General features: G+C 41.0%; 17 protein-coding genes and 2 pseudogenes. 18 read left to right on the top strand and 1 reads right to left on the bottom strand.

Going from position 1 to position 16,676, the window contains the following annotated elements; genetic code table 11:
* Positions 1 to 129 precede the first annotated feature (129 nt).
* The 16 genes and pseudogenes from tsaB to RYK12_RS06615 all read left to right on the top strand — a co-directional run.
* Positions 130 to 813, top strand: a complete 684-nt coding sequence (tsaB, locus tag RYK12_RS06690; RefSeq protein ID WP_261141507.1) for a tRNA (adenosine(37)-N6)-threonylcarbamoyltransferase complex dimerization subunit type 1 TsaB — start codon at positions 130 to 132, stop codon at positions 811 to 813.
* Positions 810 to 1,247: a ribosomal protein S18-alanine N-acetyltransferase gene (rimI, locus tag RYK12_RS06685; RefSeq protein ID WP_314847943.1), complete on the top strand. Its 438-nt coding sequence runs from the start codon at positions 810 to 812 to the stop codon at positions 1,245 to 1,247. Before tsaB ends, rimI begins: the two co-directional genes overlap by 4 nt.
* Complete coding sequence (gene tsaD, locus RYK12_RS06680; protein WP_314847942.1) at positions 1,237 to 2,247, top strand: tRNA (adenosine(37)-N6)-threonylcarbamoyltransferase complex transferase subunit TsaD; 1,011 nt, start codon at positions 1,237 to 1,239, stop codon at positions 2,245 to 2,247. Before rimI ends, tsaD begins: the two co-directional genes overlap by 11 nt.
* A 103-nt stretch (positions 2,248 to 2,350) precedes the next feature.
* Positions 2,351 to 3,214, top strand: a pseudogene (locus tag RYK12_RS06675) (helix-turn-helix domain-containing protein).
* Positions 3,215 to 3,503: 289 nt separating this feature from the next.
* Positions 3,504 to 3,698: a peptide pheromone VP1 gene (locus RYK12_RS06670; protein WP_000933465.1), complete on the top strand. Its 195-nt coding sequence runs from the start codon at positions 3,504 to 3,506 to the stop codon at positions 3,696 to 3,698.
* Positions 3,699 to 3,764: 66 nt separating this feature from the next.
* Positions 3,765 to 4,430, top strand: coding sequence for a CPBP family intramembrane glutamic endopeptidase (locus tag RYK12_RS06665; protein WP_045612398.1), 666 nt, complete (start codon positions 3,765 to 3,767; stop codon positions 4,428 to 4,430).
* 381 nt (positions 4,431 to 4,811) lie between these two features.
* Entirely contained in the window at positions 4,812 to 5,507 is a 696-nt protein-coding gene (locus RYK12_RS06660; protein WP_078135725.1) for an AzlC family ABC transporter permease, read from the top strand.
* Positions 5,497 to 5,820, top strand: coding sequence for an AzlD domain-containing protein (locus tag RYK12_RS06655; protein WP_050090006.1), 324 nt, complete (start codon positions 5,497 to 5,499; stop codon positions 5,818 to 5,820). The genes RYK12_RS06660 and RYK12_RS06655 overlap by 11 nt, the downstream gene beginning before the upstream one ends.
* Before the next feature lie 103 nt (positions 5,821 to 5,923).
* Positions 5,924 to 6,754, top strand: a complete 831-nt coding sequence (locus RYK12_RS06650; RefSeq protein WP_314847936.1) for an amino acid ABC transporter substrate-binding protein — start codon at positions 5,924 to 5,926, stop codon at positions 6,752 to 6,754.
* Between the two features lie 153 nt (positions 6,755 to 6,907).
* Positions 6,908 to 7,762 (top strand): MetQ/NlpA family ABC transporter substrate-binding protein, encoded by an 855-nt coding sequence (locus RYK12_RS06645; protein ID WP_033680839.1) that lies wholly within the window; start codon positions 6,908 to 6,910, stop codon positions 7,760 to 7,762.
* Between the two features lie 99 nt (positions 7,763 to 7,861).
* Positions 7,862 to 9,235, top strand: coding sequence for a M20/M25/M40 family metallo-hydrolase (locus RYK12_RS06640; RefSeq protein WP_314847934.1), 1,374 nt, complete (start codon positions 7,862 to 7,864; stop codon positions 9,233 to 9,235).
* Positions 9,228 to 10,289, top strand: coding sequence for a methionine ABC transporter ATP-binding protein (locus tag RYK12_RS06635; RefSeq protein WP_261141512.1), 1,062 nt, complete (start codon positions 9,228 to 9,230; stop codon positions 10,287 to 10,289). Before RYK12_RS06640 ends, RYK12_RS06635 begins: the two co-directional genes overlap by 8 nt.
* 1 nt (position 10,290) lies before the next feature.
* Positions 10,291 to 10,983: a methionine ABC transporter permease gene (locus RYK12_RS06630; RefSeq protein ID WP_000444647.1), complete on the top strand. Its 693-nt coding sequence runs from the start codon at positions 10,291 to 10,293 to the stop codon at positions 10,981 to 10,983.
* 221 nt (positions 10,984 to 11,204) lie between these two features.
* Positions 11,205 to 11,984 carry an Rgg/GadR/MutR family transcriptional regulator gene (locus RYK12_RS06625; RefSeq protein ID WP_314847932.1) on the top strand — a complete coding sequence of 260 codons (780 nt, stop codon included), beginning with the start codon at positions 11,205 to 11,207 and terminating at the stop codon, positions 11,982 to 11,984.
* Positions 11,985 to 12,168: 184 nt separating this feature from the next.
* Entirely contained in the window at positions 12,169 to 13,413 is a 1,245-nt protein-coding gene (locus tag RYK12_RS06620; protein WP_314847930.1) for a transporter, read from the top strand.
* Between the two features lie 16 nt (positions 13,414 to 13,429).
* Positions 13,430 to 13,669, top strand: a pseudogene (locus tag RYK12_RS06615) (ABC transporter permease); the annotation flags it as partial.
* A gap of 29 nt (positions 13,670 to 13,698) precedes the next feature.
* On the opposite strand, the gene RYK12_RS06610 reads toward RYK12_RS06615, so the two are convergent.
* Positions 13,699 to 14,268 (bottom strand): MptD family putative ECF transporter S component, encoded by a 570-nt coding sequence (locus tag RYK12_RS06610; protein WP_125851557.1) that lies wholly within the window; start codon positions 14,266 to 14,268, stop codon positions 13,699 to 13,701.
* A gap of 134 nt (positions 14,269 to 14,402) precedes the next feature.
* On the opposite strand from RYK12_RS06610, the gene RYK12_RS06605 reads away from it, so the two are divergent.
* Positions 14,403 to 15,017 carry a YesL family protein gene (locus RYK12_RS06605; RefSeq protein ID WP_314847926.1) on the top strand — a complete coding sequence of 205 codons (615 nt, stop codon included), beginning with the start codon at positions 14,403 to 14,405 and terminating at the stop codon, positions 15,015 to 15,017.
* Positions 14,995 to 16,665 carry a sensor histidine kinase gene (locus tag RYK12_RS06600; RefSeq protein WP_314847923.1) on the top strand — a complete coding sequence of 557 codons (1,671 nt, stop codon included), beginning with the start codon at positions 14,995 to 14,997 and terminating at the stop codon, positions 16,663 to 16,665. Before RYK12_RS06605 ends, RYK12_RS06600 begins: the two co-directional genes overlap by 23 nt.
* Positions 16,666 to 16,676: the final 11 nt, after the last annotated feature.

Genomic DNA, 16,676 nt, shown 5'->3' with positions numbered 1-16,676 from the left:
AATTTGGGCTTATAGCCCTGGGACAAACCACCCGTTTGACGGGTGGTCATGATTTTGGGGGTAAAGAAAATTCCCATGTGCCAGCTTTTGTAGTATAATAGTAAGCAGACAAAAAGATAGGAATGTGTTATGAAAGTATTAGCTTTTGATACGTCCAGCAAGGCTCTTTCTCTCGCTATTTTAGAGGACAAGCAGATTCTTGCCGAGACGACGATTAATATCAAGAAAAATCACAGTATTACCCTCATGCCTGCCATCGATTTTTTGATGGCAAGTTTGGATTGGACGCCCAAGGATTTGGACCGAATCGTGGTAGCGGAAGGGCCAGGTAGCTACACAGGTTTGCGAATCGCGGTAGCAACTGCTAAAACCTTAGCTCACACTCTGAACATCGAGTTGGTTGGTATGTCTAGTCTCTTGGCTCTGGTGCCATATCAACAAGAAGGCTTGTTCGTTCCTTTGATGGATGCACGTCGCAACAATGTTTATGCAGGATTTTATGAAAATGCCAAACCTGTCATGTCAGAAGCGCACCTATCTTTTGAAGAGGTGTTAGAAAAAGTCAAGGGTGCTAGCCAGGTAACCTTTGTCGGAGAAGTTGGAGCCTTTGTGGAGCAGATTCAAGAACATTTACCAAGGACTAATTACAAAGAAACCTTGCCTAATGCAGCCAATCTTGCTCTTTTGGCTTGGGACAAGGAAGCAGACTCCGTGCATGATTTTGTGCCGAACTACCTCAAACGTGTCGAGGCTGAGGAAAACTGGCTCAAGAACCACACCGAGTCTGGTGAGTCTTACATTAAACGCCTATGATAGAAATTAAACGAATCCAACAGCAGCCTGACTTGGCTCAAGCCATCTACGCTGTTATGGCAGCTGTTTACCCAGTCAGTCCTTGGACGCTAGAACAAATTCAAGCAGACCTGTCCCAAGACCAGACTTGGTATTCTTTGGCTTATGATGGGTCCGAAGTGATTGGATTTCTAGCTGTGCAGGAAAATATCTTTGAGGCAGAAGTCTTGCAAATCGCTGCTAAAGGAGCCTATCAGGGTCAGGGAATTGCGTCAGCCTTGTTTGCTCAATTGCCGACAGACAAGGAGATTTTCCTCGAAGTCAGAAAGTCAAATCAACGAGCGCAAGCATTTTACAAGAAAGAAAAGATGGCAGTCATCGCTGAGCGAAAGGCCTACTACCATGATCCAGTCGAGGACGCCATCATCATGAAGAGAGAAATAGATGAAGGATAGATATATTTTAGCATTTGAGACATCCTGTGATGAGACCAGTGTTGCCGTCTTGAAAAACGACGATGAGCTCTTGTCCAATGTCATTGCTAGTCAAATTGAGAGCCATAAACGTTTCGGTGGCGTAGTGCCTGAAGTAGCCAGTCGTCACCATGTCGAGGTCATTACAGTCTGTATCGAGGAGGCGCTAGCAGAAGCAGAGATTACAGAAGAGGACGTAACAGCTGTGGCGGTTACCTATGGACCGGGCTTGGTCGGAGCCTTGCTAGTTGGCTTGTCAGCTGCTAAGGCCTTTGCTTGGGCACATGGACTTCCACTTATCCCTGTTAACCACATGGCCGGTCACCTCATGGCCGCTCAGAGTGTGGAGTCTTTGGAGTTTCCCTTGCTAGCCCTTTTGGTTAGCGGTGGACACACAGAGTTGGTTTATGTTTCGGAGGCTGGAGATTACAAGATTGTTGGGGAAACGCGAGATGACGCGGTTGGTGAGGCTTATGATAAGGTCGGCCGTGTCATGGGCTTAACCTATCCTGCAGGTCGTGAGATTGACGAGCTGGCTCATCAGGGGCAGGATATTTATGATTTCCCCCGTGCCATGATTAAGGAAGATAATCTGGAGTTTTCATTCTCTGGTTTGAAGTCTGCCTTTATCAATCTTCACCACAATGCCGAGCAAAAGGGAGAAAGTTTGTCCACAGAGGATTTGTGTGCTTCCTTCCAAGCAGCTGTCTTGGATATTCTTATGGCAAAAACTAAGAAGGCTTTGGATAAATATCCTGTTAAAACCCTTGTCGTGGCAGGTGGTGTGGCAGCCAATAAAGGTCTCAGAGAACGCCTAGCAACTGAAATCACAGATGTCAAGGTCATCATTCCACCTCTGCGCCTCTGCGGAGACAATGCAGGAATGATTGCCTATGCCAGCGTCAGCGAGTGGAACAAAGAAAACTTTGCAAACTTGGACCTCAATGCCAAACCAAGTCTCGCTTTTGATACTATGGAATAAAGAGTCAGCTTAAGGCTGGCTTTTTTGCCCTCTTAAATGTCAGAATATTTTGACAAATAATTGTAAATAATGATATACTATATAAAAAATAGGAGGTGGTCAGATGATTGAGAGAATGGAATTGGGAGAATTTTACAAGGAATTGCGGCTGGCTAGAAAGCTCAAGCAGTCAGATGTGGCTTGTGATGGACTAACGGCATCTCAGCTATCCAAGTTTGAACTAGGGCAGTCTATGCTATCTGCAGACAAGCTGATTCTAGCCATACAAGGGATTAATGTGACCTTCGATGAGTTTGGTCACAAACTCAACAACTACCAAGAATCTCCACATATGCGATTTGGTAAAAGGATTGTGGATCGCTTTGCCCACCAAGATATAGCTGGCTTAGAGCAACTGTTGGAGGAAGTCGAGCAAGAACAGATGGCGCAGACCTATCGTCGTTTGAATGCTATTGTGATTAAAAATGCCATCCATTCCTTAAATAAGAGCTATCTGCTAACAGAGGAGGATAGCGAATTTTTGACCAGGTAACTCTATGCTATCGAGTCTTGGACCTAGTTTGAACTCTATCTCTTTTGCAATACCATACCCTTCTTGAGCAATCAAGATTTGATATTTTTATCGACCGCTTTAATTGAGAAGTCTAAAGAATTTAAGGAGTTGGTACATAATCGGTTGTATATGAAGCAAGGACTCTTAAATATCTTATCAGAACTCATGGAGCGAAAACTTTTCTCATACATCCCAATCTTCGAAGCCGAGTTGGAGAGCATGTTGCGTCCGTACGATGTTTTTGAGAAAGTATCGTGGCAATTTTTAAAGAAAATGAGTGTCTTTCTTCAAACCAAAGGAAGCAATCAAAAAGAGATTGAACACTTTATCCAATCTCTGCAAGTATTAGAAAATCCACAATTGCTAGCCCTCTTCGAATTGCGTTTTCAGCAATACAAAGAACTTATCGATTAATTAGAAACGGGAAGACAATCACCCACTCCGAAATAAGCAGGAGTATCAGTTGGATTTTTCTTTTCTTCATCATTATATCCCTCCTTGTTAGTAGTAACTTTATTATACCAGTGAAATAATCAAATCTACCAAAATCGCAAATCTGAAATTTCTATAAGAAAAAATATCAAATATGCGATTTTCTAAAATAAGCCAATTTCCGTGTTATACTGTCCTTGTAAAACATTTGAAGCAAATCCTAGGTCGCAGAAGTGGTTTACAAATGAAGATAATTAAAGGAGTGTAAAAGATGTTAAATTTACAATTTGCAGAAACAATGGAATTGACAGAAGCTGAGTTGGAGAAGGTTTATGGAGGAGATCTTGTGTATCTTGGCAATATCCCAAGCGGTGCATGGGGAGGGTTCGGGACACCTTGGTCAATCACTAATTTCTGGGAGAAAAATTTTAACCATGATTCTTCCACTGTTAATCGTCGTCGTTGATATTTAAAGCCCTTGCCTTTGTTTGGGTTAGGGCTTTCTTTATTTCGTAATATAGGAGAAAATAGGATGAAAAAGATAATCTCACGCTATTACTTTATTATAGCTATTCTACTAGTTGTTGCTGACCAGTTCTTCATTCGTTTGCTTTTACATAGCGATCTTGCTGCTGGTTTATCCGACTTTGCCTATTATTTGTCGGATATGCTGTTAAATTTTCTTGTGGTTCTGCTTGCTTTTATTGTTATGGTTTGGTCAGGGAAATGGCAGAAAATTAACAGTAGAAAATTTAAAGGTTCCTATCTTTTCTATTCCTTCCTAGCTCTTCTTGCTTTTGTTGTTTGGAATTTCGTCACCTTTTTTCTTTTTCCGCCTACCAAAAATGCAATTTCTTATCAACTGGATGTTCCTACTTTTACAGGAGCTACAGCATTTTTGATGTATTTTTTCTATCCTGTGATTGCAGGTCCCATTTTTGAAGAGATGATTTATCGTGGATTAGTGATGACAGCTCTGGAAAAAGGAAAGAAGTGGGGACTAGATGTGCTTGGCTCAGCTATATTATTTGGAATCTTACACATTAGTGGCCATGGTTGGGTCTTAACAGACTTTTTTGTATATATGGGTGGTGGTCTCATATTTGCAGTCTTGTTTAGAGTGACAAAGTCTATTTATTGGCCTATTGGGCTGCATATAGTCTACAATGGCATTGGTCAAATTTTACCGTTGCTGTAATTTCATTTGCTTAGTAATATTTTAGGAAGAGTGTTCCTAGGTATTCTACCCATTTAGTTTATTTCCTTACTGAATACTCTTATATTTGTTTGTAATCGCATTTTTAGGTATCCTTTTCATAAAAATGATTATAGTCTTAGTAACTATTTCTATTAGCTTTGTTTTATTGCTATTTCTTCTAGTTGCCTTTTTCATGCTCCTGAATATCCGTGAAAGTATCTAGCGGAGAATTTGTATAATATATGTTTGAGACTGGATTGCCAGTCTTTTTATGATGGTCAAAATCAGCAGACTTTTTTCTCTTTCCTGAATGTGTTATAATAGTCCATGCTGTGGCTGGAACTGATTCAGCCCATTTATTAAGATAATATGAGGAGAAAGATGAAAGAAAAAGGATTTTGGGAGGGGGCGCAGGCAGCCATGCCAACGGCCCTTGGCTATGTCAGTATCGGACTGGCCTGTGGGATTATCGGTGCGCCCTATGTGACACCTGTTGAGATGGGCTTGATGAGCCTCTTTGTTTATGCTGGAAGCGCCCAGTTTGCCATGTTGGCACTGATTGCGGTTCAAGCACCTGTGGCGGCCATTGCTATGACGGTCTTTTTGATTAATTTGCGTCTCTTTTTGCTGAGCTTGCACGCATCGACCTACTTCCGTCATACCAGTCTCTGGCACAATATCGGTATGTCTAGTATCTTGACAGATGAGACTTATGGCGTTTTGATGGGCGAATTGGCCCATGCAGACAAGGTCAATCCTATGTGGATGCACGGAAACAATCTCAACAGCTATGTGGCTTGGTTTGTGGGAACAGTGGTCGGAACGGCTCTAGGTGGCCTGTTGCCAAATCCAGAAATCTTTGGTTTAGATTTTGCCTTGGTTGGGATGTTTATTGGTATTTTTGCTTCGCAATTCCAGATTATGCAAAGACGGATTCCTGTCCGCAATCTGCTTATTATCCTAGCAGTTGTTGCGGTGTCCTTCTTTTTACTCTTGACAGTGGTGTCTCAGTCGCTAGCTGTTCTCTTTGCGACGCTACTTGGTTGTACAATGGGGGTGGTTTTAGATGGTCAGTAAGTATCTTTTATTAGCAGTTATTTTCTCTGGCTTGGTGACTTGGATTCCCCGAATGATTCCCTTCATCTTGGTCAAGTATAAGGGTCTGCCTGCGATTGTTGAGCGTTTTTTGAAGTTCTTGCCCGTTTCTATTATCTTTGCCTTGATTCTTTCAAGCGTAGTGACAGGCAAGGTTGGCAGTCTTCCTCAAATCAAATGGCTGGACTTCTTAGCCGTCTTTCCAACAGCTTGGGTAGCCTTTCGCTACCGTAATCTAGTCGGAACGGTTCTCTTCGGAGTGGTCTTGATTGCCATCTTGCGTTTGGTCTTTTAAATTAGCCATAAAGAAAACCTATCACAGAGATAGATATCATATAATGGCGTAAATGCTCTTTTTCTGTTAAGATTATAAGGTATTCTATTTTGGAGGAAATGACATGAAAAAAATCGTTAAATACTCATCTCTTGCAGCTCTAGGGCTTATTGCTGCAGGTGTGTTAGCAGCTTGCTCAGGGGGTGCTAAGAAAGAAGGAGAAGCAGCTAGCAAGAAAGAAATCATCGTTGCAACCAATGGCTCGCCAAAACCATTTATCTATGAAGAAAATGGCGAATTGACTGGTTACGAGATTGAAGTCGTTCGCGCTATCTTTAAAGACTCTGACAAATATGATGTCAAGTTTGAAAAGACAGAATGGTCAGGTGTATTTGCTGGTCTTGACGCTGACCGTTACAATATGGCTGTCAACAATCTTAGCTACACTAAAGAACGTGCGGAGAAATACCTCTATGCCGCACCAATTGCCCAAAACCCTAATGTCCTTGTAGTGAAGAAAGATGACTCTAGCATCAAGTCTCTCGCTGATATCGGTGGAAAATCGACGGAAGTCGTTCAAGCCACCACATCAGCTAAGCAGTTAGAAGCATACAACGCTGAACACCCGGACAACCCAACTATCCTTAACTATACTAAGGCAGACTTCCAACAAATCATGGTACGTTTGAGCGATGGACAATTTGACTATAAGATTTTTGATAAAATCGGTGTTGAAACAGTTATCAAGAACCAAGGCTTGGACAACTTGAAAGTCATTGAACTTCCAAGCGACCAACAACCTTACGTTTACCCACTTCTTGCTCAAGGTCAAGATGAGTTGAAAACATTTGTGGACAAACGCATCCAAGAACTCTACAAAGACGGAACTCTTGAAAAACTGTCTAAACAATTCTTCGGCGACACTTATCTACCAGCAGAAGCTGATATTAAATAATTTTTTGAAATCATCCATTCTTAGTAAGGTGGGTGATTTCTCAGTTTTTAGGGATATAGTTTTAAACTATATATCTGACTATCTAATAACAATTTGTGAAATCAAACAAATTGTGAGATACTAGTACGGTATTATTTTTAAGGAGAAAGAATCATGAAAATCAAAAAATGGCTTGGTGTAGCAGCCCTTGCTACAGTCGCAGGTTTGACTCTTGCCGCTTGCGGAAACTCAGAAAAGAAAGCAGACAATGCAACAACTATCAAAATCGCAACTGTTAACCGTAGCGGTTCTGAAGAAAAACGTTGGGACAAAATCCAAGAATTGGTTAAAAAAGACGGCATTACCTTGGAATTTACAGAGTTCACAGACTACTCACAACCAAACAAGGCAACTGCTGATGGCGAAGTAGATTTGAACGCTTTCCAACACTACAACTTCTTGAACAACTGGAACAAAGAAAACGGGAAAGACCTTGTAGCGATTGCGGATACTTACATTTCTCCAATCCGTCTTTACTCAGGTTTGAATGGAAGTGACAACAAGTACACTAAAGTAGAAGACATCCCAGCAAACGGAGAAATCGCTGTACCGAATGATGCCACAAACGAAAGCCGTGCGCTTTACTTGCTTCAATCAGCTGGCTTGATTAAATTGGACGTTTCAGGAACTGCTCTTGCAACAGTTGCTAACATCAAAGAAAATCCAAAGAACTTGAAAATCACTGAATTGGATGCTAGCCAAACAGCTCGTTCATTGTCATCAGTTGACGCTGCCGTTGTAAACAATACCTTCGTTACAGAAGCAAAATTGGACTACAAGAAAGCACTTTTCAAAGAACAAGCTGATGAAAACTCAAAACAATGGTACAACATTATCGTTGCGAAAAAAGATTGGGAAACATCACCAAAAGCTGATGCTATCAAGAAAGTGATCGCAGCTTACCACACAGATGACGTGAAAAAAGTTATCGAAGAAACATCAGACGGTTTGGATCAACCAGTTTGGTAATAAGAAACAGGGAGGTGGGAGAGAAAATTCCACCTCTTGCTTTTGTATAGAGCATGGATTGTAAAGAAGACTATAGGTTCATAGAAAGGTAGAGAGAATATGGTTTTTCCTAGCGAACAAGAACAGATCGAAAAATTTGAAAAAGATCATGTAGCCCAGCATTATTTTGAGGTTTTGCGTACCTTGATTTCTAAGAAATCGGTCTTTGCCCAGCAGGTTGGACTTAAAGAAGTCGCAAACTATCTGGGTGAGATTTTCAAGCGTGTTGGGGCTGAAGTGGAGATTGATGAGACTTATACGGCTCCCTTTGTCATGGCGCATTTCAAGAGTTCGCGCCCAGATGCTAAGACCTTGATTTTCTATAACCACTATGACACTGTGCCAGCGGACGGAGATCAGGTGTGGACGGAGGATCCCTTTACGCTTTCGGTCCGCAATGGTTTCATGTATGGGCGTGGGGTTGATGACGACAAGGGTCATATCACAGCTCGTTTGAGTGCTTTGAGGAAATATATGCAACACCATGATGACCTGCCTGTCAATATCAGTTTTATCATGGAGGGGGCGGAGGAATCGGCTTCGACAGACCTGGATAAGTATCTGGAAAAACATGCGGATAAACTCCGTGGTGCAGATTTGTTGGTCTGGGAACAAGGAACCAAAAATGCCTTGGAACAGTTGGAAATTTCTGGTGGAAATAAAGGAATTGTGACCTTTGATGCCAAGGTGAAAAGTGCTGATGTGGATATCCATTCTAGTTATGGTGGGGTTGTAGAAACAGCTCCTTGGTACCTCCTTCAAGCTCTACAGTCTCTTCGTGCCGCAGATGGCCGTATCTTGGTTGAAGGTTTGTACGAAGAAGTTCAAGAGCCAAATGAGCGAGAATTGGCCTTGGTGGATACATATGCTCAACGAAATCCAGGAGAAATCAGCCAGATTTATGGTTTGGAATTGCCTCTCTTACAAGAGGAGCGTGCAGCCTTTCTAAAACGTTTCTTTTTTGAGCCGGCCCTTAATATCGAAGGGATTCAGTCAGGTTACCAAGGGCAAGGAGTCAAAACGATTTTGCCTGCAGAAGCCAGTGCTAAGCTAGAGGTTCGTTTGGTTCCTGGTCTAGAACCGCATGATGTTCTGGAAAAAATTCGGAAACAGCTAGACAAAAATGGCTTTGATAAGGTAGAATTATACTATACCTTGGGAGAGATGAGCTATCGAAGCGATATGAGCGCGCCAGCCATTCTTAATGTAATCGAGTTGGCCAAGAAATTCTATCCACAGGGCGTTTCAGTCTTGCCGACGACAGCGGGGACAGGGCCTATGCATACGGTCTTTGATGCCCTAAAGGTGCCCATGGTGGCCTTCGGTCTAGGAAATGCCAATAGCCGAGACCACGGTGGAGATGAAAATGTGCGAATCGCCGATTATTACACCCATATTGAATTAGTAGAGGAGCTGATTAGAAGCTATGAGTAGAGATATTATCAAGTTAGATCAGATCGATGTGACTTTTCATCAAAAGAAGAGAACCATCACAGCGGTCAAGGATGTGACCATTCACATCCAAGAAGGGGATATCTACGGAATCGTTGGATATTCTGGAGCAGGGAAATCAACCCTTGTACGGGTGATTAACCTCTTGCAAAAACCATCTGCAGGGAAAATCACCATTGACGACGATGTGATTTTTGATGGTAAGGTGACTTTGACGGCAGAGCAGTTGCGTCGTAAACGTCAAGATATCGGGATGATTTTCCAGCATTTTAACCTGATGAGTCAGAAGACGGCAGAGGAGAATGTAGCCTTCGCTCTTAAACATTCTGGACTCAGCAAGGAAGAGAAGAAGGCTAAAGTAGCCAAGTTGTTGGACTTGGTTGGCTTGGCAGACCGTGCTGAAAACTACCCTTCACAATTATCTGGAGGGCAAAAACAGCGTGTGGCCATTGCGCGTGCCTTGGCAAATGATCCAAAAATCTTGATTTCAGATGAGTCAACTTCTGCCCTTGACCCTAAGACAACCAAGCAGATTTTGGCCTTGTTGCAAGATTTGAACCAAAAATTAGGCTTAACTGTTGTCTTGATTACGCATGAAATGCAGATTGTCAAAGATATTGCCAATCGTGTGGCAGTTATGCAGGATGGGCATTTGATTGAAGAGGGCAGTGTTCTTGAAATCTTCTCAGACCCTAAACAACCCTTGACCCAAGATTTTATCTCAACAGCTACAGGTATTGACGAAGCTATGGTCAAGATTGAGAAGCAAGAAATCGTGGAACATCTGTCTGAAAATAGTCTTTTGGTGCAACTCAAGTATGCAGGTGCTTCAACAGACGAGCCACTTTTGAATGAATTGTACAAGCATTACCAAGTAACGGCTAATATCCTCTATGGGAATATCGAAATTCTCGATGGCACTCCTGTCGGAGAATTGGTGGTGGTTTTGTCAGGTGAAAAAGCAGCGCTGGCAGGTGCTCAAGAAGCCATTCGTCAAGCAGGTGTGCAGCTAAAAATATTGAAGGGAGGACAGTAAGATGGAATCATTGATTCAAACCTATTTACCAAATGTCTATAAAATGGGCTGGGCTGGTCAAGCAGGCTGGGGAACAGCCATCTACCTAACCCTCTATATGACAGTTCTTTCCTTCATCATCGGAGGTTTCTTGGGGCTAGTTGCAGGTCTCTTCCTTGTCTTGACAGCGCCAGGTGGTGTCTTGGAAAATAAAGTCGTTTTCTGGATTTTGGATAAGATTACCTCTATTTTCCGTGCGGTGCCATTTATCATTCTCTTGGCAGTCTTGTCCCCCTTCTCACACCTAATCGTAGGGACAAGTATCGGGCCAAATGCGGCTATTGTACCCCTATCTTTTGCGGTCTTTGCCTTCTTTGCCCGTCAAGTTCAGGTTGTCTTGGCTGAGCTAGATGGTGGTGTCATTGAGGCGGCTCAAGCGAGCGGAGCGACATTCTGGGATATCGTGGGAGTTTACCTATCAGAAGGCCTCCCAGATTTGATTCGTGTGACGACTGTGACCTTGATTTCACTTGTTGGTGAAACAGCTATGGCCGGTGCGGTTGGAGCTGGCGGTATCGGTAACGTAGCCATTGCCTATGGATTTAACCGCTACAATCACGATGTAACTATCTTGGCAACCATCATTATCATTTTGATTATCTTTGCAATCCAATTCTTGGGAGACTTCTTGACCAAGAAATTGAGCCATAAATAAAAAAGAGCTAGGCCATCTGTACATCAATTCATAGGAGTTGTCGTTATAGTCAAGACTTAAAATTCTCTGTACTAGTTGCTATCAACCGTTACTTTTAAGAGTAAGAGAGTTAAGAATTGTGGGGAGTCAATATGCAAAATCTGGGAGAAGTTTTTAAAGAATTGAGAAAGAGTCGGAATATATCTCTACAGGAGGCGACGGGAGGAGAGTTTACTTATTCCATGCTGAGCAAATTTGAGCGTGGAGAAGCAGACTTATCATCTATGAAATTGATTACTGCCTTAGATAACATCCACTCTGATTTGAACGAATTTATGTACTTGGTACGTGGTTTTTCTCAGAAACAGATTTTGGCTTTTCAAGAAAATCTCTGGGAACTATATGACAGAGAAGGGATTGATTCTCTCCAATCCTTGTATGAAGAGACGACTAAAAAGTACAGATCAAGTGCTAAAACAAGCTATCTTTTACAAATGATTCGTATCAAAAGCCTTCTTGTGTTTTTTGATTCAGAAATACGAGCAACGGATGAAGAACTGACTTTTCTCTATGACTATTTTTTTACTATTGATATCTGGGGAAATTATGAATTAGAACTATTTTCAACGATTTCTACTTTGTTCCCTCTGCCCCTCTATTTTAAATATTCTAGGGAGATGTTACAAAAGACGGATTTATTAGGCTCTTTACCTAGTAACAAAGTCGGTATTGACACCATTTTAATTAATGGACTCTTTAAAGCGATAGAGGAAAAGGATAAATTAAAAGCAGACTATTTTGTTTTTCAGATTGAAAAACGAGAATTGCCAGAATCTCAAGCTTATCTTAAAATCATTTATATGATTGCTAAAGGGTATTATGATACTATTTTTAGTGTAAAAAATAAGGGTCTTGAAAAAATCCAGAGAGGCATTGCAATCTTACAAGATTTAGAATATGTAGATGGTGCAAGATACTATGAAAACTATTTTGCAAGTCAGCTCTCGAATAAAGATTTGTAATATATTCCAATTACATCGACTGATGAAAAATAAATGGGTTTGTAGATGGAGTGATAAATAGCAGTATCTAGGAGCTAGAGTTCCTATTTTCAGAAAAAATATATTACAAAAAAGTGGGGAGTCCCGCTTTTTTTGTTAGACTGAATTCAATAGAATACTCTTTGAAATGTGAGAAAGGCCTGTTATGAAACTATTCTTAAGACATCATTTATTTAGAATACTGACCTTATCAAGGTTTTTGAGCTCAAGTGGAGCTTATATTTATAATCTGGTATTTATCGTTTATGCTGCGAGTCTACCCTTTAAAAATATAGCAGTATTTATGGCTAATATGATTACGATTTTACCTTTCCTATTTATTTTTTATGTTGGGATTAAGGCTGATCATACTCGGAATAAAGCAGGGACAATTATCTGGGTTGGTTGTGTGCAAAGTCTCCTATTTCTTTTGATTGCTAGTGTGATTCATGACCAGAACTTCGTAACGTTTGCTTTTATCTGTATGGTTAATATCTGTTCAGATATTTTATCAGATTATACAGCAGGTCTTCGTATGCCGATTATCCAGCATAATATTTCGGAAGATAAGCTCTATGAAGCTTATTCCTTTACTCAGTTTGTTTCTTATTTATCAAATCTAGGAGGTCAAGCCTTAGGAGTGTGGCTACTCACAAGCAGCCATCAAAATTTTTCTTTTGTTGCAATTGTGAATGCTGGTTTCTTTTTACTATCTTCCCTCATTTTGTTCAAAAATAGAAGAGAATTGACGCATTTGTCTGTAAGTGTAAAGGATAAGTCGATTAGTTTACTTCAACAAGTTAAGGAAATCTATGCGGACATGGATGTTATCTTTAGACAGAGAGAAAGTAAATCTTTGTTTAAAATGATCCTTGTCATTTTGGTAATGAATACTTTGGGAGGAGCTATTGGAGGTATTTATCACTTTTATTTATTAGACCATACTATCTATCATCTCAGCTATGCTCAAGCCCTATTTTTAATTGAATGTGTTAGCTTGGGAGGAGCTATTCTTGGTAGCCTAACTCCCCATGATTATTTTGGGAAATTGTCTTTTTCAAGCTTGTTATCGCTCAATGCAATTCTGTTTGTCTTGCTGGCTACTGCTAATATTTTAGAGTTTTCTCCTCTAGTAGGTGTTGCCTGCTTAGCCTTTGTCATGTATTTGATGTCGAAATCAATGCCTAAATTAGATACTCTGTTACTGTCTAATTTGAGTGCGGATGTATTAGCTAGAAGTAATAATCTCTTGAGTATGATTTTTTCCCTAACATTACCCTTGGGAATGTCTGTATTTTCCTTCTTAGCTTTACAAGATATCAGACTTTGTTGGTGGGTGTTTTTGGTAGTGAGTGTGATAGGGCTGATTTTATCCCTAGAAAAAGGAAGTTTTTCAGGTAAAAAATTTTAACCTAGGAAGCTCAAGCTTACTAGAAGACCTTCCAGATTTGATTCGTGTGACGACTGTAACCTTGATTTCCCTTGTTGGGGAAACAGCTATGGCCGGGGCAGTTGGAACTGGTGGTATGGGTAACGTAGCCATCGCTTATGGATTTAACCGCTACAATCACGATGTGACCATCTTGGCAACCATCATTATCATTTTGATTATCTTTGCAATCCAATTCTTGGGAGATTTCTTGACCAAAAAATTGAGCCATAAATAAAAAAGAGCCACACGGCTCTTTTTTATTTATCAGATTTTCTGTGCAAATTTTTTACTCAAGGCTTGTCCAATCAAGGCACCCACTAGGGCTCCGATGACAATACTTGCGATAAATAGAAGGACGGTTCCAGGATTTAGCGCGACCATGATACGGTCGATATATTCTTGGGATTTTCCTCTTGCTAGAAGGGTTGCCATATAGGTTTTGGGCGCAATCCACATAAGTAGGATTGGTCCTGATGTGCTAAAGGCAAAGAGTATGAAAGAAAGGAAATTCTTTGTTTGGTCCTTGTATTTTCCTAGATGAGCGACTCCATCTGCTAGCAGGCCACAGATAATTCCAGGAAGGAAGGCACCGGCACCGTGTTTAGTTCCCAAGAAAAAGAGGGCAATGACAAGGCCGATAGTGGTAATGGCTCCAAAGCGCGGAACTTTTGCGACTAGGATCATATAGACGCTACCGCCGACAAGGGCAGTAAAGGCAGGCGCATAAAACATGTTTCCAGCTTGGTCAAAGAGATTGCCCAAAAGGACACCAATCCCCATGCAGAGGAAGTAAAGAACTGCAAAAAGCAGTGTAGTTAAGATAGATTTTTTCATGAATTGTCTCCTGATAATTTTTTCACAATTCTCATTGTACCACGGTTTGATGGGATTGTAAATGGATACTAGAAGTTTTTGAAAACGCTTGAAATATGATATAATAGTTTCATAGTTATTTTTAGGGGGATATCATGGGTAGATTTTTAGACTTTGTCTTTAATCGTTTCTTTTTAGGGATGATTGCGACAGCCTTCTTTTGGCTATTAACTTTAGCAGGAGGGATTATCCTTGGTCTAGCGCCGGCTAGTGCCACCTTGATGAGCCTATATGCAGAACATGGTTATAGCTTTCGGGAATACAGTTTGAAGGAGGCGTGGTCTCTTTATAAGCAAAATTTCGTCTCAAGCAACCTGATTTTCTATAGCTTTTTAGGGGTGAATCTAGTTTTGGTCTATGGCCTGTATCTCTTGGTGCAATTGCCTCATCAGACTATTATTCATTTGATTGCGACCTTTTTGAATGTCCTAGTAGTTGCCCTGATCTTTTTGGCTTATACAGTATCTTTAAAATTACAAGTTTATTTTGATTTGTCCTATCGAAATAGTCTCAAACTATCCTTGATTGGCATCTTTATGAGCTTAGCGCCTGTGGCCAAGGTTCTCCTTGGGACAGTGCTACTTGTGGCAATTGGTTACTATATGCCTGCCCTACTTTTCTTTGTAGGAATTGGGATGTGGCATTTCTTTATCAGTGATATGTTGGAACCGGTCTATGAAAGTATCCATGAAAAATTGGCGACAAAATAGAATGAAGCAGTTTTGGCTACATACGCTTCTAAGAACCTACAGTTCAGTTATGATGATTATTATTGCGAGTTTTGCAATCTTACTCTCTTACGCTGACTGGGATTCACGGGAAAAGGAAGCTCAAAGAGTAGCCCAACGTGTAACCACTCGAACAGTCGATGAGGTGGAGTATTATTATCGGGAGTCAGCCCAACTGGCGCAAGATTTAGTAGCCAATCAAGACCGGATACAAGGGGTTTATAAGTACTTTAGCTTGTCAACTTCTGAGTATTTTTATTGGCTATTGGAGCATCAAGCAGCTTCGTCAACTTCTATCTCTCTGTATGAAAACATTGATGATCTTTATGTTCAAAATGACTCTATAACGGGTGTTGCAATCGTCTTGCAGGATTTTAAAGAAGTTTATGTTTCAACAAGGGATAAAAGAAGTGGTCATATCTTGCCTGCTGAGGCCTTTAAACCAGAGGCCAATAGTTTTGGCATTCCAGTTCTGGACCCAGCAACGGATCAATCTATAGGAGTGATTTACATCTCCTTGGATCCAGAAGTCTTATATCATGCCATTGACAATACCCGAGGTCATATCCCGATGGCTGTGACTGTAACATCACCATTTGATACGGAGATTTTTCATATTGGTGAGAGGGTCAATAGGGAACATGAGAACTGGTTTGTCGGTTTTACCTCTCATGGATATCAGGTTCAGGTGGCAGTTCCTAAAAACTTTGTTTTACAAGGAACAGTGGCTAGCTCTGCTTTGATTGTGGGCTTGAGCCTTCTCTTTATTGTCATTCTCTATCTGACTTTGAGGAAGACTTTTGCTAATTATCAAAAGCAGGTAGTGGACCTGGTGGATTCCATCCAAGCTATTGCCCAAGGACAAGAAGGTCTTCGCATTGATACGCTTGAAAAGGATCAGGAATTGCTCCTAATCGCGGAGACGACCAATGATATGTTGGATCGCTTGGAAAAGAATATCCATGATATTTATCAGTTAGAGCTTAGTCAAAAAGATGCCAATATGCGGGCCTTGCAGGCGCAAATCAATCCTCATTTTATGTATAATACGCTGGAGTTCTTGCGCATGTATGCAGTTATGCAAAGTCAAGATGAGTTGGCAGATATCATTTATGAATTCAGTAGTCTTTTGCGTAACAATATTTCCGACGAAAGAGAAACTCTTCTCAAACAGGAATTAGAATTTTGTCGTAAATATAGCTATCTCTGCATGGTTCGCTATCCCAAGTCCATTGCCTATGGTTTCAAGATAGACCCAGGGTTAGAAAATATGAAGATTCCTAAGTTTACCTTGCAACCGCTGGTAGAAAATTATTTCGCGCATGGTGTTGACCACAGACGGACAGATAATGTGATTAGCATCAAGGCTCTTAAACAGGATGGTTTTGTGGAAATTTTAGTGGTAGATAATGGCCGTGGTATGTCAGCTGAAAAACTGGCAAGTATTCGAGAAAAATTAAGTCAGAGACATTTTGAACACCAAGCCAGTTACAGTGATCAAAAGCAATCTATCGGGATTGTCAATGTCCATGAGCGTTTTGTGCTCTATTTTGGGGACCGCTATGCCATTACTATAGAGTCTGCAGAGCAAGCGGGTGTTCAGTATCGTATTACAATTCAAGATGAGTAGAAAGGGAGAAA

Origin of the sequence: uncultured Streptococcus sp., from assembly GCF_963518475.1 — a bacterium.
GTDB lineage: Bacteria > Bacillota > Bacilli > Lactobacillales > Streptococcaceae > Streptococcus.
The sequence above is the reverse complement of the archived record's forward strand: the minus strand, read 5'-3'. Positions and strand labels throughout refer to the sequence as shown.